The organism is Photobacterium sp. GB-72, assembly GCF_003026095.1.
In the GTDB taxonomy this organism is placed as follows: domain Bacteria; phylum Pseudomonadota; class Gammaproteobacteria; order Enterobacterales; family Vibrionaceae; genus Photobacterium.
This window is the reverse complement of sequence record NZ_PYNV01000021.1, coordinates 1-23318: the sequence shown is the minus strand read 5'-3', so window position 1 is coordinate 23318 and position 23318 is coordinate 1. Positions and strand designations below refer to the sequence as shown.

Annotated in this window: 24 protein-coding genes and 1 pseudogene; 10 read left to right on the top strand and 15 right to left on the bottom strand. The window is 39.1% G+C overall.

Translation table 11 applies throughout. From position 1 onward, the window contains the following. Positions 1-17 precede the first annotated feature (17 nt). The 3 genes from C9J40_RS18740 to C9J40_RS18730 all read left to right on the top strand — a co-directional run bounded on the left by C9J40_RS18740 (position 18) and on the right by C9J40_RS18730 (position 2355). The gene (locus tag C9J40_RS18740) at positions 18-1064 is read left to right on the top strand and encodes a lactonase family protein (protein ID WP_107247679.1); all 1047 of its coding nucleotides are present in this window, start codon (positions 18-20) and stop codon (positions 1062-1064) included. Positions 1065-1164: 100 nt separating this feature from the next. Next, positions 1165-1758 carry an alpha-ketoglutarate-dependent dioxygenase AlkB gene (locus C9J40_RS18735; protein ID WP_107247654.1) on the top strand — a complete coding sequence of 198 codons (594 nt, stop codon included), beginning with the start codon at positions 1165-1167 and terminating at the stop codon, positions 1756-1758. 138 nt (positions 1759-1896) lie between these two features. After that, a complete protein-coding gene (locus tag C9J40_RS18730) occupies positions 1897-2355 on the top strand; it encodes a hypothetical protein (protein WP_107247653.1) in 459 nt (152 codons plus the stop codon). Positions 2356-2420: 65 nt separating this feature from the next. Here the strand turns inward: C9J40_RS18730 and C9J40_RS18725 are convergent, their stop codons facing one another. Further along, a complete protein-coding gene (locus C9J40_RS18725) occupies positions 2421-3710 on the bottom strand; it encodes a hemolysin family protein (protein WP_107247652.1) in 1290 nt (429 codons plus the stop codon). Between the two features lie 398 nt (positions 3711-4108). On the opposite strand from C9J40_RS18725, the gene C9J40_RS18720 reads away from it, so the two are divergent. Next, positions 4109-4477, top strand: a complete 369-nt coding sequence (locus tag C9J40_RS18720; RefSeq protein ID WP_107208269.1) for a lipoprotein — start codon at positions 4109-4111, stop codon at positions 4475-4477. Between the two features lie 364 nt (positions 4478-4841). Here the strand turns inward: C9J40_RS18720 and C9J40_RS18715 are convergent, their stop codons facing one another. Beyond that, on the bottom strand, positions 4842-5234 hold the full coding sequence (locus C9J40_RS18715) for a nitrous oxide-stimulated promoter family protein (RefSeq protein WP_107247678.1): 393 nt from the start codon (positions 5232-5234) through the stop codon (positions 4842-4844). A gap of 241 nt (positions 5235-5475) precedes the next feature. On the opposite strand from C9J40_RS18715, the gene C9J40_RS18710 reads away from it, so the two are divergent. Then, positions 5476-5769 carry a hypothetical protein gene (locus C9J40_RS18710; protein ID WP_005367981.1) on the top strand — a complete coding sequence of 98 codons (294 nt, stop codon included), beginning with the start codon at positions 5476-5478 and terminating at the stop codon, positions 5767-5769. Positions 5770-5954: 185 nt separating this feature from the next. Here C9J40_RS18710 and C9J40_RS18705 read toward each other — a convergent pair whose 3' ends face one another. Continuing rightward, positions 5955-6830, bottom strand: a complete 876-nt coding sequence (locus C9J40_RS18705) for an NAD(P)-dependent oxidoreductase (protein WP_107247651.1) — start codon at positions 6828-6830, stop codon at positions 5955-5957. Between the two features lie 307 nt (positions 6831-7137). Between C9J40_RS18705 and C9J40_RS18700 the strand changes: the two genes are divergently transcribed. Both C9J40_RS18700 and C9J40_RS18695 read left to right on the top strand, forming a co-directional pair. Further along, positions 7138-8475 (top strand): PLP-dependent aminotransferase family protein, encoded by a 1338-nt coding sequence (locus C9J40_RS18700; RefSeq protein ID WP_107208271.1) that lies wholly within the window; start codon positions 7138-7140, stop codon positions 8473-8475. A 129-nt stretch (positions 8476-8604) separates the two neighbouring features. Beyond that, positions 8605-9243 carry a thiopurine S-methyltransferase gene (locus tag C9J40_RS18695; protein WP_107208272.1) on the top strand — a complete coding sequence of 213 codons (639 nt, stop codon included), beginning with the start codon at positions 8605-8607 and terminating at the stop codon, positions 9241-9243. A gap of 105 nt (positions 9244-9348) precedes the next feature. On the opposite strand, the gene purT is transcribed toward C9J40_RS18695, so the two are convergent. The 9 genes from purT to C9J40_RS18650 form a co-directional block, all read right to left on the bottom strand. Then, a complete protein-coding gene (gene purT / locus C9J40_RS18690) occupies positions 9349-10527 on the bottom strand; it encodes a formate-dependent phosphoribosylglycinamide formyltransferase (protein ID WP_107247650.1) in 1179 nt (392 codons plus the stop codon). A 193-nt stretch (positions 10528-10720) separates the two neighbouring features. Then, entirely contained in the window at positions 10721-11605 is an 885-nt protein-coding gene (locus tag C9J40_RS18685) for a DMT family transporter (protein ID WP_107247649.1), read from the bottom strand. Positions 11606-11754: 149 nt separating this feature from the next. Beyond that, positions 11755-12642: a cytidine deaminase gene (gene cdd / locus C9J40_RS18680; RefSeq protein ID WP_107247648.1), complete on the bottom strand. Its 888-nt coding sequence runs from the start codon at positions 12640-12642 to the stop codon at positions 11755-11757. Positions 12643-12870: 228 nt separating this feature from the next. Then, on the bottom strand, positions 12871-13554 hold the full coding sequence (locus tag C9J40_RS18675) for a CidB/LrgB family autolysis modulator (RefSeq protein WP_107247647.1): 684 nt from the start codon (positions 13552-13554) through the stop codon (positions 12871-12873). After that, complete coding sequence (locus tag C9J40_RS18670; protein ID WP_107208276.1) at positions 13551-13895, bottom strand: CidA/LrgA family protein; 345 nt, start codon at positions 13893-13895, stop codon at positions 13551-13553. Before C9J40_RS18670 ends, C9J40_RS18675 begins: the two co-directional genes overlap by 4 nt. Before the next feature lie 125 nt (positions 13896-14020). Continuing rightward, on the bottom strand, positions 14021-14542 hold the full coding sequence (locus C9J40_RS18665; RefSeq protein WP_107208277.1) for a hypothetical protein: 522 nt from the start codon (positions 14540-14542) through the stop codon (positions 14021-14023). Positions 14543-14781: 239 nt separating this feature from the next. Next, a complete protein-coding gene (sbcB, locus tag C9J40_RS18660) occupies positions 14782-16203 on the bottom strand; it encodes an exodeoxyribonuclease I (RefSeq protein ID WP_107247646.1) in 1422 nt (473 codons plus the stop codon). A 549-nt stretch (positions 16204-16752) separates the two neighbouring features. Further along, positions 16753-17928 (bottom strand): serine hydrolase, encoded by a 1176-nt coding sequence (locus tag C9J40_RS18655; RefSeq protein WP_107247645.1) that lies wholly within the window; start codon positions 17926-17928, stop codon positions 16753-16755. A 215-nt stretch (positions 17929-18143) separates the two neighbouring features. Continuing rightward, the gene (locus tag C9J40_RS18650; RefSeq protein ID WP_158259561.1) at positions 18144-19112 is read right to left on the bottom strand and encodes a sensor domain-containing diguanylate cyclase; all 969 of its coding nucleotides are present in this window, start codon (positions 19110-19112) and stop codon (positions 18144-18146) included. Positions 19113-19541: 429 nt separating this feature from the next. On the opposite strand from C9J40_RS18650, the gene C9J40_RS18645 reads away from it, so the two are divergent. Beyond that, a complete protein-coding gene (locus C9J40_RS18645; protein ID WP_107247643.1) occupies positions 19542-19844 on the top strand; it encodes a hypothetical protein in 303 nt (100 codons plus the stop codon). Between the two features lie 63 nt (positions 19845-19907). Here C9J40_RS18645 and C9J40_RS18640 read toward each other — a convergent pair whose 3' ends face one another. The 3 genes from C9J40_RS18640 to C9J40_RS18630 form a co-directional block, all read right to left on the bottom strand. Then, positions 19908-20210, bottom strand: a complete 303-nt coding sequence (locus tag C9J40_RS18640) for an antibiotic biosynthesis monooxygenase (protein WP_107247642.1) — start codon at positions 20208-20210, stop codon at positions 19908-19910. Positions 20211-20319: 109 nt separating this feature from the next. Further along, positions 20320-21354, bottom strand: a complete 1035-nt coding sequence (locus C9J40_RS18635; RefSeq protein WP_107247641.1) for a HupE/UreJ family protein — start codon at positions 21352-21354, stop codon at positions 20320-20322. After that, positions 21347-22156, bottom strand: coding sequence for a peptidyl-prolyl cis-trans isomerase (locus C9J40_RS18630; protein ID WP_107247640.1), 810 nt, complete (start codon positions 22154-22156; stop codon positions 21347-21349). Before C9J40_RS18630 ends, C9J40_RS18635 begins: the two co-directional genes overlap by 8 nt. A 205-nt stretch (positions 22157-22361) precedes the next feature. On the opposite strand from C9J40_RS18630, the gene C9J40_RS18625 reads away from it, so the two are divergent. Next, positions 22362-22769 (top strand): GNAT family N-acetyltransferase, encoded by a 408-nt coding sequence (locus C9J40_RS18625; protein WP_107208118.1) that lies wholly within the window; start codon positions 22362-22364, stop codon positions 22767-22769. A 59-nt stretch (positions 22770-22828) separates the two neighbouring features. Then, positions 22829-23191, top strand: a pseudogene (locus tag C9J40_RS18620) (DUF2000 domain-containing protein); the annotation flags it as partial. Positions 23192-23318 lie beyond the last annotated feature (127 nt).

Below are 23318 nucleotides of genomic sequence, written 5' to 3'. Positions count from 1 at the left end.
TATTTATGAAGGTTTCCATGACAAAACAATCCCCCTTACATTTTTATGTAGGCACTTATACCGATGCACCAAGTGATAGTCATGGTGTTGTAGGCATTTCCCTTGATCCTCAATCTGGCGTATTAACGTTAAACAATGAGATAGTGCCAGATACGTTGCAACAACAGCATAATCCATCTTATCTTGCTTCGACTCAAAACGGGTTATATACCTTTAATGAAGTTGATCGACACAGCGGTGCACAACTTCATTTTTCTGATCATCAAGCGCGTTGTTCTTTAGCTATTGCTGGGGATTATCCTTGTCATATTGATGTAAAAGATAAGCTTTTGGCGGTGGCGAACTATGGTTCAGGTAATGTCACTGTTTATGGTTTAGATGAAGAAGGTCAACCGACAGAGTGTATCGCAGATTTATTTGTTGATGGCTGTGGACCAAATGTTGATCGTCAAGAAGCCCCTCATGCGCACCAAGTTACATTTCTAAAGCATACCAATCAGTTAGCCGTTGTTGATTTAGGCAGTGATTGCGTTTACTTCTACGATTATGACGTAAACACATTATCATTTGCCTTAAATCAAACACTAAACATGCCAGCAGGATCAGGTCCTCGACATCTTGTTTTCAGCCATGATGAATCAATCGGCTATGTTGTGTGTGAACTGTCTGAAACGCTTGTGGTGATCACAAAACAAAATGGCTGCTGGGAGCAAGTATCACAACAAGCACTGCTTGCTAATGAAGAAAATAAACAAGCGGCATCTGCTATTTACTTATCACCAGATGAACGCTTTTTATATGTTTCTTGTCGTGCTCAAAACAAGATTAGTTATTTTAATGTAGACGGTGAAAACGTCACTCAATTAGCCGCTGTTGATTGTGGCGGGGCATTCCCTCGTGATTTTGTGATTTCCCAAAATGGCGAATGGTTGCTGGTGGCGAATCAACATTCTAACGATATTGTTAGCTATCACCGTAATGTTGAGACGGGTGATATCACAGCAACAGGTTATCGTTGTAATGTCGGTGCACCTGTGTGCCTTGTCGAGATGCTTTCACGATAATCAAATTGATCTTAACGTCTTAAAAGCCATAGTGTTGACTGTGGCTTTTTTGTACCTTAAAAACGTATAACTTGTTGTTAAATGAATTTAGGAAACCACGATGGATTTGTTTGCTGATCAAGGGGAGTGGATAACAATCAACAATGGATTACTCTATTGGCATCCACAGTTTTTGAATTTACAGCAGTCTGAACAGTATTTTCAGCAATTGAAAAACGAACTGAACTGGCAACAAGAACACATAACGCTATTTGGTAGGTCAGTGCTTCAGCCGAGGTTACAAACATGGCTCGGTGATGCTGTTTATACTTATTCAGGGCTTACTATGCATCCACAACCTTGGACATCGGCAATATTAGATCTAAAAGCACAGTGTGAACAGCAAGCGAAAACGTCGTTTAACTCAGTGCTTGGCAATCTATACCGTGATGGAGAAGATTACATGGGGTGGCATCAAGACAATGAGCGTGAATTAGGTCATCAACCTGTTATTGCTTCTTTAAGCTTTGGTGCAACACGGCAGTTCGTGTTTAAACATAAAACCACTAAAGAGAAAATTGCCTTTCAATTAACACCGGGATCTTTGTTAATAATGGCGGGAGAGACCCAGCAGTATTGGCAACATGCACTCCCCAAGACTAAACGTGTCAATGAGCCACGTATAAACCTGACTTTTCGTTATATTAACCAGTAATTGTTGGTGTGATCACGTTCGATTGAAATAGCTATCATCAAAACGTTATATTTTGATAACTCATTCTAATTCATCAATTATTACAATCACTATCTCCACCTTCACAGGATAGGCTTATTAACAATAAGGGAGGGGGATATGTATTTTTTCAATTTAAAAGCCTTGTTGCTTGATTTAAAACACAATAATGTCACTGAGCGGGAATCTGCGTTGTATGTTTTGATTCCGATTATTTTGATGATGCTGTATTCGTATTACTTACCACAAACAGATTCATTAGAGTCACTTGCTGATGACGTAATGATTATAATTAACTTTATTATTTTATTTATCGTCAATGGCGGAAATAACGGAAAGAACTATTTAATTAAATACTTTTCGTTAAGCTGGGTTGTAACGTGGCGAGTTTTAATCTTTTACCTCGTTCCATTTACGTTTGTATTCTCGGGTCTTATGTATTTTGTTTTTCCCGATTCTTTAAAACATGATACCTACGGCTTATTATTATATGGTATTGCTTTTGAGATATTTTATCTGTTTTTTATGATTAAGGCATTTAAAGCAACGTTACAAACAACGAGTCCTGCTTATAGTTAATAGAGCAGATGAAAAAAAAGTTAGCCTTATGGCTAACTTTTTTTGATTGAATGAAACGCAACAGATTATTCGTAGCGTTGAGCTAATATACGATCTATACGGTTATTTTCTAATGTTAGAATGCGGAATTGCCAACCTTGCCAGCGAATACAGTCATCCAATTTAGGTAAATCATCTAATAGCCACACTAACATACCGCTAAGTGTGTGGTAACCGCCGTCTTCTTCGTCTGGCAGTTTATTAATATCTAATAGATCTTTAAATACAGTGATTGGCATCATGCCATCTAAATTCCAACTGCCATCTGGGTTTTGCTTTGACCAAACATCCTTTGGATTATCAGGGGTAAATTTACCGGCTAATGCCTCTAAAATATCTTGAGAAGTCACAATACCTTGAATATCACCATATTCATCAACCACGAAGGCAAAGTCTGTACCTGAGCTTTGGAACATTTCTAATAGCGTTGTACCTGTCCAGTTTTCTGGTACGAAAACGGGAGGGGTTAAGTAATCTAAAATTGATAGTGGATTTTCAGTCGTATTATCATTGATAAATTGTAATAACTGCTTGGCATTTAATGTGCCCTTTAAATCGCTGAAGCCGTTATTTCCAACAGGAAGGCAAGCATGCGTGCTTGAGAGTAATTTTTGTAAATAGCTCTCAGGCGAATAATTTAAATCAAGATACGCAATTTCATTTCGTGGCGTCATCATTGAAGATACTTTGCGGTCATCGAAATTGAAGACATTACGCACCATGTTATGTTCATGCTGGTGGATAACACCTGACTGAGAACCTTCCGCGATCACTGCACGGATATCATCTTCTGTTAGTGCTGAACTGTCGTCTTTTCCTTTGCCCAATAAACGCAACAGTAAATCGGTTGAGTTTGCCAATAGCCAGACAAATGGACGAGAAATAAAAGCGATAACTGCAATTGGGCGGGCGAAAAATACCGCAATAGAAACAGCGTTTACTTGACCTAATCGTTTAGGGACTAATTCACCAATAACAATCGATACATACGTTAAAACAATGACCGCAATTGCTGAAGCAGTAAAGCCAACGGATTTTGCAGGAAGGCCTAACTCAATTAACCAATGTGAAATAGGGCCAGCTAATGCAGCTTCACCAATAACACCGTTCAGAATACCAATAACAGTGATACCGATCTGCATTGTTGATAGAAATTGAGTTGGTGATTCACCTAGCTCTATTGCTTTTTGAGCAGAGATATTCCCTTCATCTGCTAATCGCTGTAACCGGTTTTTCTTTGCTGTGACAAGTGCTATCTCAGACATAGCAAATAATCCATTAATAATGATCAAACAGACCAAAATAATGATACTCATTTATTTCTCCTAGAAACTTCGAGTGCACCATAGGGTGGGAATAAAAATAGGTGCGTCTATAACATGAATAAAAGAAAGCCTATTCACACATTGTAGGTGATTATATCTATAGTATGCCTATAAGGTTAATTAAAAATTAACCTTTATTGCTTATTGATAAGAAATAAATTATGTATTCGTTTAGCCAATAAACAGAAGTGAAAATAATTAGTGATACTTGTTAGGGTAAAGAGGTGAAATTGTGAATTGGTTGTTGTTGGTTTGTGGTTGATGGATGTTAGCACTGTCTCAGCAATGCTAATTCATTGAACTTGTTATGTTTGATATAGTCTACGTAAAACTTTCTTTGTTATAGTGAACAAAGATCACCGTTCAGCGGAATACATGAGGATATCAGTGTGAAAAAAATTCAACTTGGCCTTGTTGCAGTTACAACGGCATTATTATTAACAGGCTGTGGGGAAGCAAAAATCACCGGTACGCCAATTAAGAATGTAGATTCTATCGCGGTGACGTCCGCAGAAGATATTGATGTGTTTTGTCCTACAGGTATTTGTACTTTTGAATTAACGGCTTCTAAACCTGTTACCGCAACTGTCACCATGCATTACGATTACACCAAGCTATATACCAAGATTGAAGGTGTTGACGTCATTGGGGAAGGGGCAAAAAATGCGAAAGTTGTTGATGACGATCAGTTTACTGTCGATATTAGCAGCGCAGATAAACCTGTGAAAATTCAAGTAATTGATTATTATCGAAACTAAATAAAACTCATCTGTTATCAAAAAGCAGCGATCATCTATCGCTGTTTTTTTAGGTAGCAATACTCTAAATATTTAAAGTGATGAGCCTTTACTGATAAATACTAGCCATTTGTTACTACAATTAACATGTTGACTGTTTTATTTATAAAAAGTCATGAAACGAAACATTTATGTACATACGGGCTATTTTCAATAGTTTCCTTCTTATATCGGTATTTCTTGTCATTACATTGATGTATGTTTTTTACACAGCAGTAAATGGGCTGATTATAAAGTAGCCAAGCCCTAAAGCGGACTTAAAAGTGAATGAAATATAAAAGTAAAAATATATTTTACTGAACATTTAACTTTTACTTGTTGTTTATTAACTCTTTCTTATTTTTCTGTTTGAAGTCATTGCTTGATTTAACGCTTTAACTTTTCTTTTATCATTAATTAAGTGTGTAATAGCCATTATTGGATGTTTATACATCATTTTAGGGCCCGAATAACGCATAATTGTTTGTGATTTGACCTTTTCTTGAACGTTGTAGCAATGAATAGGGCACTGTCGACATGTCGGCTTGTTGATACCATAAGGACAACGATCTAGCCTTTGTTTTACGTAGTTTTTGAAAGATTCACAGTCTTCACATAAATTAACTTTTTTACATTTTTCGTAATGGTGATGTGAGCAGTAAATTTCGATCATTGCTGAAATCGTCAAATATTCACGATTTAATTTACCTAGCAGCTTAAAGTTAGTGTTTATAGTCATCATTTTGTATTTCTTAATAGACTCTATCTAATACTGTCATTATACAAACATGCATATGAAATAACATTTAAGTTTTTAGAGGGTGAATATGAAATTAAATCGTGTTTTTAATGATAAATAGCATCATCTTTGTTACCAAATTGAAAAAAAGTATCAGTTTTTTAAAGAAACATAAGGCGATGGGTTGATTTAAATAGGCTAGAGCAGTAGTATCCACGCCTCGATTTTTATGGTGGTGTATATGAGCAGATTTGAGTGCCTTGAAAGAATTGTCGACGAATATCGTAAAAAAGTTCGTGACGCTGAGTTTAACCGTCAGAACGATAGCGAAGTTGCTAAAGTTCTTGTTTTACTAGTCGGTAACTCTATGTTCAGTCTGGCTGATGAATTTGCTGATTGGGTTAATCGTGGTGGCGATCGTAGCTACGGTGGTAAGTTTTTTGTTTCTAAGCAACTAATGACGTTGTTAGAGCCTGTAACTTTCCGTGGTGTAACAGTACGTCGTGATTCGATTAAACTATTCAGAATTTCGTAAGCTGAATGGATTCAATCGGTATTCCATGACTCCAATGTAGAATTGGAAAACGGATTTTTGATCTTGATGTTTATCGGGGTCGGCAGAAGGGGATGCAAGTGCATCCCTTTCGCTTTTCTGGCGTTATGTAATATCGGTTTTCACAAAGTCACTTTCTCATCTCAGTGGCTGAGGTCTAGATAAAATTAAACCGCTTTATTGAAAGCTTTAATCAAGACAGATGTATCCATTCTGCCTAGCCCTTCGTTTTGTAATAAGCCATAACGTTTATCTACTGCGTCCGTCAGTGGTAATTCAAGATCGTGTTTTTTCGCTTCATCTAAACAAAAGCCAAGATCTTTACGCATCCAATCAATAGCAAAGCCAAAATCAAATTTATCTTCAGCCATCGTTTTAGCACGATTTTCCATCTGCCAAGAGCCCGCCGCGCCATGCTTTAGTACGCTGACAACTTGTTCGATATCAAGGTTTGATTTTTGTGCCAGCGTTAATGCTTCACTCAATCCTTGTAGTACACCGGCAATACAAATTTGATTCACCATTTTACAGCGTTGACCTTGTCCATAACCGCCAACCAATACCGCTTGTTTCGCGTAGCTGTTTAAAATCGGTAATACGTTATCAAAAACAGCTTGTTCGCCACCGCACATGATAGTAAGTGCACCATTTTCAGCACCTGCTTGACCACCAGAAACTGGCGCATCAACAAAGTTAACGCCTTGAGCTAAGCATGCTTTCGCTAACTCTTCAGCAAGTTCCGCAGAGGTTGTCGTATGATCAACAAGCGTAGAGCCCGCTTTCATGCCTGCTAAAACGCCGTCAGCGCCAAATACAACGCTTCGAACGTCATTATCGTTACCAACACAAAGCGCAACCACATCTCGGCTCTGAGCAGCTTCACGCGGTGTTTCACTGTATTGTCCTGAAAACTCCGATGCCCATTGCTGTGCTTTAGAGGTCGTGCGGTTATACACAGTGGTGTCGAAACCTGAATTAAACAGGTGACGTGCCATTGGGAAGCCCATTACACCCAAACCAATAAAAGCGATACTTGTTGTCATAGGTTTCTCCTTACCAAATACAGTAAAATTGAGTTATGTCATTATGCGATATGTCGTCAGCAGGCAATGCCTTTATTCATAAACGATGGCGAGCTGAACGTTTGTTATTAAAGGTTGTAACTACCTTTGTAATGTCAGATTTTATCCATTTGTGCTCATTGTTAGCTAAATGGTTACCAAATGATGGTTAGTACACTAGGGGTTACATTGACATATGTCAATTTGTTTATTTAAGGTATCATTTTTGAGCTAACTTGGTTAAAGTTAGTTAAGTGATTGGTGATAATGATAAATATAGGATCAGACTGTGAGTGTCGCTAAATATAAACAAATAGCAAAAACAATAGAGGCACGCATAGACAATGGTGAATATCCGAAAGGGTTTAAATTGCCGACACACCGTGTACTTGCGGATGAATTAAACACCACTCCCGCGACGGTAGCTAAAGCATATCAGTTACTGGTAGATAAAAAACGCGTGGAATCGTTTGTTGGGCGTGGAACATTTGTATGCTCACCATCAAGACTCAGCGATGTCATTCAACCTGCTGATGATGAAACTGATTTTAACTTCTCTATCTTGCAACCTTGCTTGTCTCAAAACCTGTCTCCACTGCGTGATGCCATGATGAATGCGGCAGAGCAACTGAGTTGTCATTTAATGGGCTATACCGAACATTCAGGCCATGAAAGCCATCGTTTGGCTGCTGTAACATGGGCGAAAAAGTTTGGTTTGGAAGGGGGGAATGTTAAAAATACCTTGTTGACGAATGGCGCACAGCATGGCTTATCGTTACTTATTCATACGTTAACAGAGCCTGGTGATACCATCGCGGTAGAAGCCTTAACTTACCCCGGTATTATGGCGATCGCTCAAGCAGCAGGTCGTCATGTGGTTGGGGTCAAACTTGATGAGCAGGGAATGTGCCCTGATGATCTGCAACAGGTGATCACTCAACATCAGCCTAAATTAGTCATTGTCGTGCCATCTCATCAAAACCCAACAGGTATCACCATGCCGCCAATAAGACGAGATGCCATTGCAACAGTGATTGAACGCAATAATATTTGGTTAATTGAAGATGATATCTACGGCTTTTTAAATCCAGATCCTATCGCCGCGATCAGTAATCGCATTCCACTGCATAGCTTTCATATTTCAGGTTTATCAAAAGCCCTTAGTCCTGCTTTACGCTGTGGCTTTTTAAAAGTACCCGAATCACATATCGCGGTTTTACAGGCCACTATTCGCGCTAACATTTGGCTATCGTCACCGCTAAATTATATTGCGGCAACGCAGTTAATTGAGAGTGGTGAAGCCTTTGAGTTAGCAGAAAACCAGCGTGAAACTGCCTGTAAAAGGCAACAACTAGCCCGTGATATTTTAAGCCATGATGGTAATGAAACTGGTTTTCAAATCTGGTGGCCGTTGCCTCAACATTGGCAGCAGGAACGCTTTGTGATGGAAGCAAAAAACCAAGGGTTAATTGTCAGTAGTGGGCGTTATTTTAATGCAAATGGCGACGATCCGAAGCATATCCGTTTGTCTCTAATGGCTATTAATTCTGAGCAGCGGTTACAACAAGGTTTAACATTATTACGCGATTTAGCTCACTCTGAAGTCAGCAGCGTTATCCCGTTTTAAGCGCAAAGATAGCAAAATTGACAGTCACTGCGAAGTTATAAAAAGCGACTGTTAGCACTCTTTGAAAGCCACTGACCTATGTTATTATTTCAGCATTATTATTTTAATTAGAAAAAGTCGAGTCATAAAATGGATGCAGAATTTTGGCACTCACGCTGGGCAGAAAATCGAATTGGTTTTCACTTATCAGAGGTTAATCCGTTACTGATCAAGCATTGGTCGGCGTTAAATGCACAACGTGATGATCGCGTGTTTGTCCCTATGTGCGGTAAGTCGGAAGATCTTGTGTGGTTAGCACAAAAACATGACCACGTGATTGGGGTTGAGCTGAGTGATATTGCAGTTAAAGCCTTTTTTGCAGAAAACCTGTATACGCCGTTAGTGACAGGCGTTGGCCATCAACATCTTTACCAATTTGATGAGATTTCGATTTACCAAGGTGATTACTTCACGCTAAATATCGATCCTGTCGATGTGGTTTATGATCGCGCTGCATTAATTGCAATGCCAGAAGATATGCGACAAATGTACGTCGACAAACTGTTATCGTTGGTTAAAACTGGCGGTCGTATTTTGTTGGTGACGTTAGACTACCCACAAGATGAATTGGCAGGGCCTCCTTTCTCAGTGCCAAAAGCAGACGTTGAAGCATTATTTGCGGGTTGTAAAGTGACGCATCTTGAACGTGATGATGCCGATGAAAGTCATCCTCGTCGCCAACGTGGTTTATCGCGATTTGCCGAAGAAGTATGGTTAATTGAAGTATAACTTGTTGTTATAAAGTACAGATAAAAATAAAGGCATGGTTTCTTATTAGTGGAAACCATGCCTTTTTGCTGATAGAGAAATTGTAATATGCTGGGTTAAGCGTGGTTAATCGAAAATGACTTCAACATCACCAGCGGCATTGACGGCATCATTTACTGCGCTAACAATATCTTCTCGACGTGTAAGCGCGACACCTAAACGACGACGACCATTAATTTCAGGTTTACCAAATAATCGGATCTGTGTTTGTGGGCGAGAGAGTGCAGGTAACAGGTTATCGAAACGGATGTTTGATGATACACCTTCAGCAAGGATCACTGCAGAAGCTGATGGGCCATATTGGGTGATGTGTTGAATGGGTAAACCAAGGAAAGCGCGAACGTGAAGCGCAAATTCTGATAACTCTTGTGAAATAAGCGTCACCATACCCGTATCATGTGGGCGAGGAGAGACTTCACTGAATAACACGGTATCGCCTTTAATAAATAGCTCAACACCAAATAAACCAAAACCGCCAAGTGCGTTCACTACTTTTTCTGCCACATCCTGTGCCGCTTTTAATGCTGCTTCAGACATTTGCTGTGGCTGCCATGACTCACGGTAATCCCCATCTTCTTGACGATGACCAATAGGTGCACAGAAATGCACACCATCGACCGCACGAACAGTTAATAAGGTGATTTCGTAATCAAAATCAACAAAGCCTTCAATGATCACACGACCCGCACCAGCACGACCGCCTTCTTGTGCGTATTGCCAAGCAGATTCAATATCCGCCTCGGTTTTAATCACGCTTTGACCTTTACCTGATGAACTCATAATTGGCTTTACGACACATGGCATACCAACGCGATGTACCGCTGCTGAGAAATCATCAAATTGATCGGCAAATTCATAAGGTGATGTAGGAATCGATAAGGTTTCAGCGGCTAGGCAACGAATACCTTCTCGGTTCATTGTCAGTTTCGTCGCATTAGCGGTAGGCACAACGTTAACACCTTGCTGCTCTAATTCTACAAGCGTGTCAGTGGCAATGGCTTCAATTTCAGGAACAACGTAGTCGGGCTTTTCTAGTTCAATAATGTGTTTTAACGCCTCGCCATCGAGCATATCAATTACATGGCTACGATGTGCAACTTGCATTGCTGGCGCGTTGGGGTAGCGATCTGCGGCAATCACTTCAATACCTAAACGTTGGCATTCAATCGCGACTTCTTTGCCAAGCTCGCCAGAGCCTAAAAGTAAAACACGTGTTGCATTTGAACCATTAGCTGTACCTAACATTATTATTCCTTACTATTTATGTTGGATAGTGTTGGTTGGGCGTGATAATACCTTGTTTTTTTATTTAAGCAAACGTTTGCGTCGGGATTTAAATAGACTTTAATAGTAAATATTAGAAAAGCTTTAGAGCTTATAATAAAAAACCGCCAAGAAGGCGGTTAGTGAATCTTTTATGGGGTACGGTTGTTACTTGCTATTTTCGCTTTTCCCACTGGGTGATAAAGGCCACAGAAGCAATAATAATCGCCGCACCTAACCATAATCGACCCGGTGGTACCCAACCAAATACAAGCCAACCACCTAACACGTTTAGTGGTAATTTTGCGTGGTCGAATGGTTGAACAAATGACGCATCAGCGACGGCATAGGCTTTAGCAATCGCCCATTGTGCCAGTGCGGTTAACAGACCAGCAGCGATGATTAATGTCCATGTTGTGCCGCCTGTTGGCATAGTAAAATCAGGTAGAGCCAGTAACAAGTTAAATGGCGTGATCAGAATAAGTAAATACATCACAACAGTGGTTGGTGATTCTGTAGTAGATTGCTTTTTCACCATCAAAGAATAACCCGCCCAGAAAACCGCAGCGCCGACAGGTAATAATGTCGCAATACTAAATGAATCAGACCACGGCTCTAAAATGATCATTGCACCAATAAAGCCAGCAAGCGTTGCGCACCAACGTGCAGCGCCAACTTTCTCTTTTAGTAATACACCTGAGCCAATAGTTGCAAATAACGGTGAAGTCATAAGCAGTGCAATGCCTTGCCAAATAGGAACAGGATAGGCAAGTGCCCATAGCCAGAGTTGGATACCAATCACCGCAAGAAAGACACGGAAACAGTGCTGGAAGAATTGCTCTGTCTTTAGTGAACGGCGAATACCCATGGTTCTCAGCCATGGCAGCATAGCCACCAGTGCAACAAAGTATTGGATTAACGCAAAAGTAGTTGAAGAGACATGGAGCTTAATACTGAGAAATTGTGCAAGGCTATTTACAATCGCAAAGGCAAGGCCTGCAGAAAGCATCCATCCGGCACCTTGGACTGGGTTATGAACTGGGGTATGTGAATCAGACATTAAAAATTGGTTTCGTCAAAAAAGCATAGCGAGATAATACGCTTTTGTTTTTAGATAGCCAATATAACTGATTGTGTTGAATGCATTAGGCAATAAAAAACCGCCTATTATGGCGGTCTTACATCAACAGATATTGCTAGCACTAACGATTAGTAAGCAACATAAGTCATTTGAATATCAGGATTTAGTGCTTCTAGTAGTGCTTGAGTACGCGCTAATTGACTGATTAGGCTTTCTGCACTTTCTACTAATGCCGCTTCAACTAATTCAGATAGTTTGTAACCTGACATATTCATGTTGATTAGCGCAACTTGCAGCGGTGGTAGGCTTGGGTTAAATGCCGCATTTTCAGCATACATACCCACAAAAACACGACCATCTTTGGCTTTTAATGCAACACCACTGAAGTTCTTAGAGTACGGTGCATGAGAGCGGTTTGCAGCATCACAAGCAGCAACAGCAAGCTCTGATTGCTCAGCAATCGTAATACCATTATTAATGTCGCTTAATAGCGCATCTTTAATCCCAAGATCAGCAGGGCCGAAAGATTCAGGCAGGTATTGTTGCAGTGTCATTGGCTGACGTTCAGGAAGTTGAATAACTAAATCTTGCGCCGTATTCAATTCATTCATGAACTGACGACAGTGACCGCAAGGGCTGTAGTTAATCGTTACGTCTTTAATGCCTATTTCACCTTTGATCCAAGCATGGCTAATTGCAGATTGCTCAGCATGGATCGTACACGCCATACTTGCGCCTACAAATTCCATATTTGCACCGAAATATAGGCGACCAGATGTACCACGAACAATAGCACCAACATAGAAATTAGAAATAGGAACAACAGCGTAAGCAGCAGCAACAGGAAGGAGAGCAAGACGAAGATCAGTATCAGATAAATTAGTTTGGGAAACTAACTGTTCAAATTGTTCAGGACTAATTGTTGAATCAAAATCTTTATCTTCAATAATTGGTCGTAAAGCTGATGCAAGCTCTTTAGGTAATTGACCTAATGCATCCATAACTTTTGCGTGCATTGGTGTGTTACTCCGTATTGTTGATGGAGAAACATTCTAAGTTAATTGCCATTAATCAAGTGTGATTTGAGTCACATTAATAATGATAGCGCAGGATGGTGTACATTATCGAGAGCGAACTCACACATGTAAATGTAATTTTTCCTGTAATAAATAGTTATCAAAACATTATGAACTTAAAACTAATAAGAATTAGTGTTTAAGCTCATAACATGAGATAGGACTAACTTAGTGGAAAAACAGGTGTTCTAAAATAGGGAACATGATGGGAGCGAGTAACGTTGTCATGATCCCACAGATCACTAACGCTAATGAGCTAAATGCCCCTTCTTGATAATTTTCTTCGACAGCTTTTGCTGTACCTAAAGCATGAGATACCGTACCAATCGTTAACCCTTTTGCTAACGGATGGTAAATACGGACCAGTTTCATCACTGGATAACCTAACACCGCACCAAATAGACCAACAATAATCACCATTGCTGCTGTAATCGCAGGAATCCCGCCAATTTGTTGAGAAGCGGCCATCGCAAGTGGTGTGGTAATAGATTTAGGTAAAATACTGGCTGCAAGTTGAGCATCAGCACCCATTAAAAACGCAATGGAGGTACCAAATGTCATTGACAAGATACTACCAACAAAACAGGCACTTAAAATGGTTTTCCACTTACGCTTAATTAAAGGCAGTTGCTGATATAAAGGTAAGGCTAAGGCCACTACCGCAGGACCTAACAAATAGTTAATTATTTCGTTATCTGCAAAGTAGGTTTCATACGGCACCTGTAACCAATGCAGTGCAGCGATTAAAATAATCAGCGAAATGAGCAATGGATTAAAAAGTGGATTACGAATCTTCATTGCTAAATAGCGCATGCTGTAAAATACCACTAGCGTTGCAACTAACCAGATCATGACTCTTTTTCCTTATGATGAAGCGCAAGGCCGATCACAAGCAATACAATTAATGTGCTGCCTAATGTGCTCGCAAAGATGATAGTTGCATTGTGCTTAATTAAACCAAGGTAGTTTATTAAGCCAACTCCAACAGGCACGAATAGCAATGCCATGTGTTTGATGAGTAAATTACAGGTTTTATCGACCCATTTTGTTTTGCATATGCCAGTAACGAGGCCAAAGAACAGTAAAAACAAGCCAATAATACTGCCAGGGATCGGCAAATGAGTCAGATGTTGTATGCCTTGACCAAGTAAAAAGCAAAACATAACAATGGCAAAAGATCGAATGTAATCCATAGTAAAAAAAGTAATGCTAGAAAATTTTATTTATCATACAAATAAACGTGTTATTTGTCACACAAAAAAGAGCATTATTTAGATAATTCGTTAAAAAATGTAGATCGCGTGATATTTATTGATGCTTAATTCCACAAAAATAGACCAATGAGCGCGGCAAGTGTCAAAAGAATCGTCACTTTTAGCCAAATAAAATCAATTACCACATACTTAAACCATGCCTTATTGAATAACAATGGCTTTTTTTTAGAGGGGGTAGCACGAGGGCAAGGGCGGGTAGTAAAAGGCAGTCGACGTGATGTTTTCGAAGGTAATGGGACACGAAAGCCATAGTGAGGCACAACATGGATAGGTATCGCCATTACTCCGTTACATTGTAACTTCCCTGTAAGTGATACCAGTAGTAAGTTCAAGTCATAATTGTGATCACTGGTTTCTTCAAACGCATCTAATGATGTAAACGTTTTACGGTAGAGTGAATCGGCTCCAATCACTTCTCCAGCGCAGAGACATAACACTTCTAATAACCGAGATTCTTCTCGCGTTAATAACGTTTGCGTATGATCTTTCCATATCAATAGATGCTTTTCAGGAAAAAAATCTATTTTGTCGTAGCTATAACATTTCAATAGGGTTTGTGTTGTCATAGTGCACACCTACCGCTTAATAGATCTCGAGCGTCACGGTATCAATGATCGCTATTCCGTTATTAATAAACGCAAATCAGTGAGCCGTTTTATTGTTGTCTTTAATTGTTAACGTTAATGACGTAATCATCAAATAAATCACTACATAAAAATCTTAAAAAAAAGAAGCCTATTCGCGACATTCAAAAAGAAAGTCACGTAATAGGCTTCATTCATCGCTATCGTGTTAGTAAAAAGGCTTAAACCAATTTAGATATATAATCATAAAGTGAGTGTAAAACCTTCATCTTACTTTCGTCAGATTCATGTTCGTAGGCGACTGCCTCAAAGTTCTCCATATACTTTGGCATATTCACCTCAAAGAAATCCTGACAATGATGCTTCCAACGTATTTGCTCTTCATAACTTAACGTCATTGGGAAATTACGGGCACGATAGCGGAATAACAGCGGCTTAATACGCTTGTCATCGACATTGATTTCAAGGGAAGCTAACTGATCGGGCGCTGTTTCACGGATAATATCCATGGTTGAACGATCCGCTGTTGAGAAGAACCCATCGTAGAGCATCGCATCAACATTATCGTTAGCCGCATATTCACGTTTAACACTAAACATTTCGATTAACTTTTCACGAATTTCAGGGTGCCGTTTAATCAAGGCAAGGTTCTTTAAACATTGCTCTCTATCAATCCCTAAACGCGCGGCATCTTCAGCTTTTAATGTTTTAGCTGGAGCAAGAACAGGGCACTTATTCAAATGCACTTCTTTAACGGGCACCGGTAATTCATCTGGCGCTAAATCAACACGCTTAGTATATAAACGCTCACGCAGTTGGTCGGCATCAAGCTCAATTAATGGGGTAGGATCAAGTGCAAGGTTCACTGTAATAACAGCGTTCTTATTATCAGGGTGCCATGCTATTGGTACAATCCAACTCGTATTGCCAAAATCAGTACCAAACATGCCAGAGATATGCACTAACGGTGTTAAGTTAACAATATCGATTAATTCTTGTAGTTTGCGCTTATGACGTAAATCAAACAGGTAATCAAACAACTTAGGTTGATTCGTTTTAATGATTTTAGCCAGCTCGATTGTCGCGTAAACATCAGCCATTGCATCGTGAGCATTCGCGTGTTCAATACCATTGGCAACAGACAGCTTTTCAAGTTTAAAGCTAGGGCGATCTTCATCATCCAGCGGCCAGTTGACACCCTCTGGGCGTAATGCGTAACAAGTACGCATAATATCTAATAAATCCCAACGCGAGTTACCATTTTGCCACGCCCAACCGTATGGGTCGAAGAAGTTACGGTATAAGGAGTAGCGCGTTACTTCATCATCAAAACGAACGTTGTTGTAACCAATAACACATGTGTTGGGTTTTGACAGTTCAGCATGAATGGCTTCAATAAACTCAGGCTCTGATAAGCCTTTTTCCATCGCTTCTTGCGGTGTAATACCCGTGATTAGACACGCTTCAGGTGACGGTAAGTAATCTGCTGGTGGCTTACAGTAAATAACGAGTGGCTCACCAATAATGTTCATGTCCATATCAGTACGGACACCCGCAAACTGGCAAGGACGATCATTGGCAGGGCTTGCGCCAAACGTCTCGTAGTCAATCCAATAAAGTGTTGCTTGGTTCTTATCGTTCATAAATCATCCATAGCCATTACGGTTGTTATTATTACTCTTTATCTAAGCAATGGCTTGTTGTTAAAACCGCTTATAAATTCAGCAGTTTATTGTATTTAAGTCGTTAAACGCTTAAGAGTAAAACCCTAAGCACGCATAACATTAAGTATCCCGTATTTAAGGGCAAATAGGCAAGGCGAGACGCGGATAAATTAATCGTGGTGTTGAGATATAGGACTTCCAAAATACTGATGGCGTCACTATTTTATTTGCAGAGCAGTTAGAAAGCTTACTTAAAGATATTGCTGCTGGGTTTATTGGTTTGGATAGAAATTAATGTCTCGGTTCTTCCGAAAGAGCAAATTGCGCTAACAGCTCATGCTCTCAGGAGAATAAAATTTTTCTGTAAACCACCACCGAGGTGGGTGAATAAGACCTCGGTGGTGAAGGGGAGAGCGTGATGCGTAACGTTATAAAAAAGAGAAAATGCATTCAAATAAAAAGGGAGCCAAATACAGCAAATTATTAGTACCTTAAGCTTACATAACTAACGGTACTCGTATAAATACTTTATGTTATATATTCGGCTTCGTCGATCCCAAGTGACGGCAGAATATAATCGACGATCAGCTTAAAAGGGTAAGTATCATCTTGATCCATATACGCACCTGATGTGATAACAATCGTCAGTTGGAGCTGTGGAATGATAAAAACTTCTTGACCACCTGTACCTCTCATTCCTGCTATATCTATTTTTTTACCCTCTTTTTTTATTGTTGGAAACCACCAGTTATGGCCGTAAGCAATAGACTTATTAGGCCAAAATTTACCTTTAGGTTTTAAAGACTCTTGTGCCCATTGTTTTGAAAAAATACGCTGACCATTCCATACCCCTTGGTTTATATAAAGTTGTCCTAACTTCGCAAGATCTCTTGGACGTAAATATAAACCTGATGAACCTAAATAATCACCGGTCACTTCATGAGCAAACCAATCATAATGAGTGATACCTAGTGGTTGGAATAGTGCTTGATTGGTATATTCTTTAAGGTTCATCTTTGTGATTTTTTCTATTACTCCACCTAGTAATACACTCATAGCTCCTTGATAGACAAATGTTTTACCGGGCTGATCTTTAATACCTTTTTGGAAAATATATTGATAAGGGTCATCGGATAACCACATGGACATCGCATCGCTATGTCTTTCATGCCATTCTGCCCAATCAAGACCACTATTGAAATCTAAAGCATGTCGAAGTTTAATTTGCCTTTTCTTTTCAAAATTGGGGATATCTTTTTTATTAAAATAATCAAACAGCGAGACATCAGTATTGGCTATTTCTTTTTTATATAAAAGATGGCCAATTAATGTTGATGTGACCGTCTTGGTAACTGATTTTATATTGTGATACGTATCGGGTGAAGGTGGAAAAAAATCTGGCATTGGGGTGCCATCTCCAGAGTGCCTAACAGGGTAATATTGTTCAAAAATTAATTTATCATTCCGTGTTATCAGCAATGACTGCATCTTTTTTGACTTACGTAAGGTTACTTGTTGGTGAAGTTCAATTAGCTTATCTGGGTTAAAACCTTCTGCTTTGGGGGAGCTAACTTTCCAATCATTTTGTTCAGACGTTTGAGTCCAATTAAAATCACTCATGTCAGTTTTAGGAGGAAAGGTTATCATCCATAAGATAAAAATAGCAGGTGATAATAATAATCCGATTTTGATAATACGTTTCATCTTGGCTGCTTAAAATTTGTTCACTTAAAATAAATTAAACAATTTATTAACATGTCGGTAGGTTGAAAATCAATCTAATGGTTCTTAATTTACGTGTTGGAATTGATTTAATTTATAATGTGAAATAATTACATTTTGGATGAAAGATAACGGGAGTAAGCACAAGATTATTTGCAGATCAGTGAGAAAGTTTACTCAAAGATATGCTGCTTTAGTTAAAGTGACGTATCGCTATAAACACCTAAACGGTGCTGCTTTGCATGATACATTGCTTGGTCTGCTTTCTGAATGAGTTGATCTAAGGCTTGATTTTCTTCTGTTGACGTTGCGACACCAATGCTTACACCAAATCCTAAATCCAATATATCGGATGGTACTTTGGCCATAATAGCGTCGTGAAGTCGGTTTGCGACTTGAGTACCATCTCTTGTATGGGTGTTTTCCATTACGATAATAAACTCATCGCCACCAAAACGGGATGCAATATCACAGTCACGTACTTGTTGAGATATAACGTCTGAAACTAAAACAAGTAGATCATCACCAACTTTGTGACCCAAATTATCATTCACTAATTTAAATTTATCTAGATCGATAAATAACAGTGAGCTTTTTAAATTTTTTCGTAGGCACAGTGATAAAAATTTAGTTGCGACTTCATTTAAATAAGTACGATTATGAAGCTTGGTTAATTCATCATGTGTTGCGCTAAAGCGTAGCTGTTCTTCGAGTATTAATTTCTCGTAAGCGACTGATATAATGAGTGCTGCCACATTAACGATTTCTTCTTCAATGTCCGAAGGTGATTTAGGCTCGTTATGATAAATGGCGAATGTGCCTAATACATTTGAGTTTGAATCGGTATAAGGTACAGACCAGCAAGAATGTAGATTCGCTTTTTGTGTAACGGCTAAAAACGGCTTCCAGTTTGGGTGTTCATTGATATTGCTAGCAATGATTGTTTTGTTAAGAAAGGCAGCAGCACCACAACTTCCTACATTTTTTCCGATTTTGATACCATTAACAGCCTCATTATAAAAATCAGGAAGGTTGTTCTTTATCCCTGTATGTAAGGTGCCTTGTTGTTGATTTAAAGTGAGAATGGATACTTTACTGCCTGGTAAAAAACTTTCTACCATATCAACCATTTGCTCTAGGAAAGGTTCAATTTTTGAGCTCAGCACAAGGTCACTCAATAATAAATTGAATTTGCGATGTGCAGATAAAAGTATCGATTCTTTCTTCACAATAGGCATATCATTTTTAATAAATTTTCTTAATTTTAGCATTTATTTAACATTCGCGAAGTGGGAATACGTTATCTATTTTGTTTGTTAACAATTGCACTTAAGTCTTTTAATTTAAAAGCTATTAATTGTTTTTTAGTGATAACAAGTGTTTGTTAGAGAAGTGACTTAATTTTCTATAAGTGTGGTGTGATAGGTAATGTATCTGCCAATTTCTTTACTTATATCTAATGTGATACAACGCACGACTATGTGTATATATCGTTGTGGCACGTTTACCTTGCAAGGCTAGGTACGTAAGGTGCTGTTATAAATGTTGAACGGCATTGTGACGTGTCATCGCGCCTAAACTAAGATGGAGTAAATGTGAGCACTGCAGCGATATTTCTGATTATATATCTGATCCCCGTACTGTCTTTTGCGGGTACGATTGGTACTTATATGTTGCTTCATGGTGAGAGTCTTAGCCATCCTCTGATCAATGTTGTTTTGTTGATAGTCGGCTCTGGTTTTATCGTTTCATCTTATCTTTCTGTAAAGCTGATCTCTAAGCTGGTCAGCGAGAAAGTGATGTATTTGGGCATTGTTTTTACTGTATTAGCTTGGCTATTAGGCGTGATCGCGGTGGTGTTTTATCTTGTGATGTTTAAAGATCTCTTCAGCATTTAGGCAATAAAAATACCCAAACACAGGTAAATCGTATTTGGGTATATATTTCTTGCTAAATGTAAATTATAGGCAGCTTTCAAACCCTTCAAAGTTTGGTGCACCTAAGTAAATGTCTTTATTACCGCGAGCATTAGCATGAGCTTTACGGAATGCTTCTGATTGTGTCCAGTCTTCAAACGCTTGGCGAGAATCCCATACTGAGTGCGATGCAAACAGGGTGTACTCATCGCTTGATGCACCTTGAAGCAAGTTGAATGATTGAAAACCCGGTACGGTATCTAGGTAGGTATCGCGGTTCTTCCAGATATCGATAAATTCTTGCTCAGAGCCTAAACGGATTTTAAAACGGTTCATTGCAATATACATGATGACTTCCTTTACTAACTTCAGTTTTTATTTTTGTCTTGCCACTATTACAGTATTGGTGAATGCAAGCTAGCAGCAAAAATACAATATATGTTCTCTGTAACTTCCACTATAAAACATGGAACATAATGTACGCCCGTTGAATAAACCAAAAAGACGCCATGATCCCCATGGTATATAAAGGCACTTTTTGAAAGAACTTATGATGAAATACAGGCACTTTAGCGCACAACTTCAATAGCACGATAAGAAACGATAAGAAGATCAATTGCCCGATCTCAACACCAATATTAAAACAGGCGAGGGCTAATGGAATGCTGGTTTGGCTTAATCCTACTTCTTTTAATGCGCTGGCAAACCCCAATCCATGTAACAAACCAAAGGAAAATGAAATTATCCACGGAAATTTTCGGCTTAATGTTGGATGTTGTTTGTCATAAGGGCGAGTAAGCTCATAACACAAAAACAAAATACTCAGTGCAATTCCCGTTTCTACTGGCGGCTCTGGAATGTGTACCAGATTAAGCGCAGATAAACTTAACGTAATACTGTGGGCTAAGGTAAAACAGGTAATGGCCTTTAAGAAGGTTTTAAAATCGCGCGTAAATAACAATAAGCCCGCCACAAACATTAGGTGATCAATCCCCGTTAAGATATGGGTGATACCTAAGGTGACAAATAGCTTTATTGTTGTCCAAATCGAGATCTTATCGGTTAAGTGTAGGCTGTTATGCCCTTTATACAGCGCAAGCGTACTCACTTTCCCATCTTTTTGCGTTAACTGCGTGAGTAGCTGGCCTGTTTTTAGTCCGTTAAATACCAGAGTCGGTGATGATGTATTCGCTTTAAGTTGCAGCAAATAATCTTGTTCATCCATTCCGAAACCATTGTCACTTCGCTGTGATGACAATAAACGTACCGTGCCGCCATTAGTTAAGGTGGGTGTTATTTGTGTATGTTCACCTGCAATTACCGGTAGTTTTAACGCCAACTTATATTGTTGATTATCTAACTGTGTGATCAAACCCACTGAGGGCTGATAAGGATGCGCCATTGCCAGTGGTGCCATTACTACCGTAATCAGGGCGCCAACGACTGTGCCAACAACTAAGCGCCACATAAAATAAGAGATGTGCTTATACATTGTTTAATAGTGTCTTTGTGTTAACGGTAAAATCTGAACCTGCGGGTAGTGCAATGTGATATTGCTTAATAACGGCAGCTATTTTTTTATTAACATCATCACGGGCAAAATCTTGTGATAATTGTTGCTTGGCCTGCTTAAAACTGAGAACGCCTGCTTTTTGATAATCGAGTACCTTTACTGCTATCGCGCCAAAGGGAGTATCAATCGGTGTTGACCATTGGTTTGGTGCTAGTGCGGCTAATGCGTCTACTGTTTTTGTACCCAGCTTTGCCAATAATGCCTGCTTACTCACATCACTTAAACATTGTTGAGAATCCATCGTAGCAATAGGGTGTTGCACTTCTTGTGGCGTTAAAAAGTGATAGCACAATGAGTACATATCGGGATGCTTATAACGCGCTTGATGCGTTAAATAGTATTGATGTAATAAGGTTGTGTTGGTGGCATTGATCTTAGCTAACTGTGAAACATAGGACAGGTAACGTTGCATCAACATTTCATTTAAGTTTGGATCGCCTTTCTCCAAGCCTAATTTTAATGCCTGTTGAGATAGCATCTGTTTTAACACTACATGGTTAATGTCTTTGTTTAGTTCTGTGCTCGACGGGGGGGAACCAAAATAAAGCGTATCGTCTTTTTTTTGTTGCTCAACTTGTGACGGTGTCACTGAAATGGTGTTTACAGAAGTAGACGAGTAATACTGTGAATAACCAATAAACAGCACAGCACCCGCGATAAGGAAATGCGAAAAGGGATCTTGAATGAATCGCTTAAGCCAATAGCAGACTTTTTTTAACATGTTACGGGATCTTTTCTTATATTAAATAATGCCCTATAAGAATACCCATGCTAACTGTATGAGTGTTGAATGTTGACTGCATGTAGATTTTTACTTTTTGCGATGCTACGTTATTTATCAATAAGATAAGAATGTTTTAAAAGTCGCATTTTTATTAAGTATATGATTAAAACATTCGGCATGATGATATGGGAGTACCGTTTATATGGATATTAACGTTGAACTTAACGGCGAGATTGAAGAAGCCGAAGTTATCGCATTGTACCGTGCGAATGAATGGTCTTCAGCAGATAAGCCCAAACAACTCTTAGCTGCATTACGTAATTCTCATACTTTGGTTACTGCTCGTGCTAACGGTAAGTTAGTTGGAGTGGGGAACGCTATCACAGACGGTTATCTTGTTGTGTATTATCCCCATATGCTTGTTCACCCTTTACATCAGGGTAAGGGCATTGGTCGTAAAATGATGGAAGCAATGTTGTCTGTATACAGTGGATTTCACCAACAAATGTTGACTGCTGATGGTGAAGCCATTGCGTTTTATCAAGCGCTTGGCTTTGAACGAGCAGGTAAAACAGAATCAATGTGGGTGTATGAAGGCACAGAGCATTAATATTTTACGTAAGCGCTTTTATACAGCTAATATGAACGTTCAGTTTATAAGGGGATATTATGGTTGATTTACCTGATGAAAATCAGAAAAGGTATATTTCAGTTTTAAGTAAAAAAATGGATTTAGGGCGTACCTTAAATGTACTTGGGCATTTGAGTGTTGGTTTGTCTAAACAACTGTCTGAAGATGAAGGTGCTTATCTAGATTATGTTGATTTGGATGGCAATGTGCATCCGAGTTTATCGCATTATCCATTCATTGTGTTAAAAGCTGATAATTCAAATAAATTACGTAAAGTAAGAGAAGAGGCTTTGAGCCGTGGTATTAAATTCACTGATTTTACAAGTACTATGATAGATGGGGGATCAACAGAACAGCAGCTGAGGACGAAAGAAACAAAAGAAGCTGATTTGGAGTACTTGTGTAGTGGTCAACAAATACTAGCCACGGTTTTAGAGGTTAACCAATATAATCGTTCTGATTCATTCGGTGTTAATCCGCCATTATATTGATGTGGTCGTAATTGGCTGTAATAACCAATAATATATC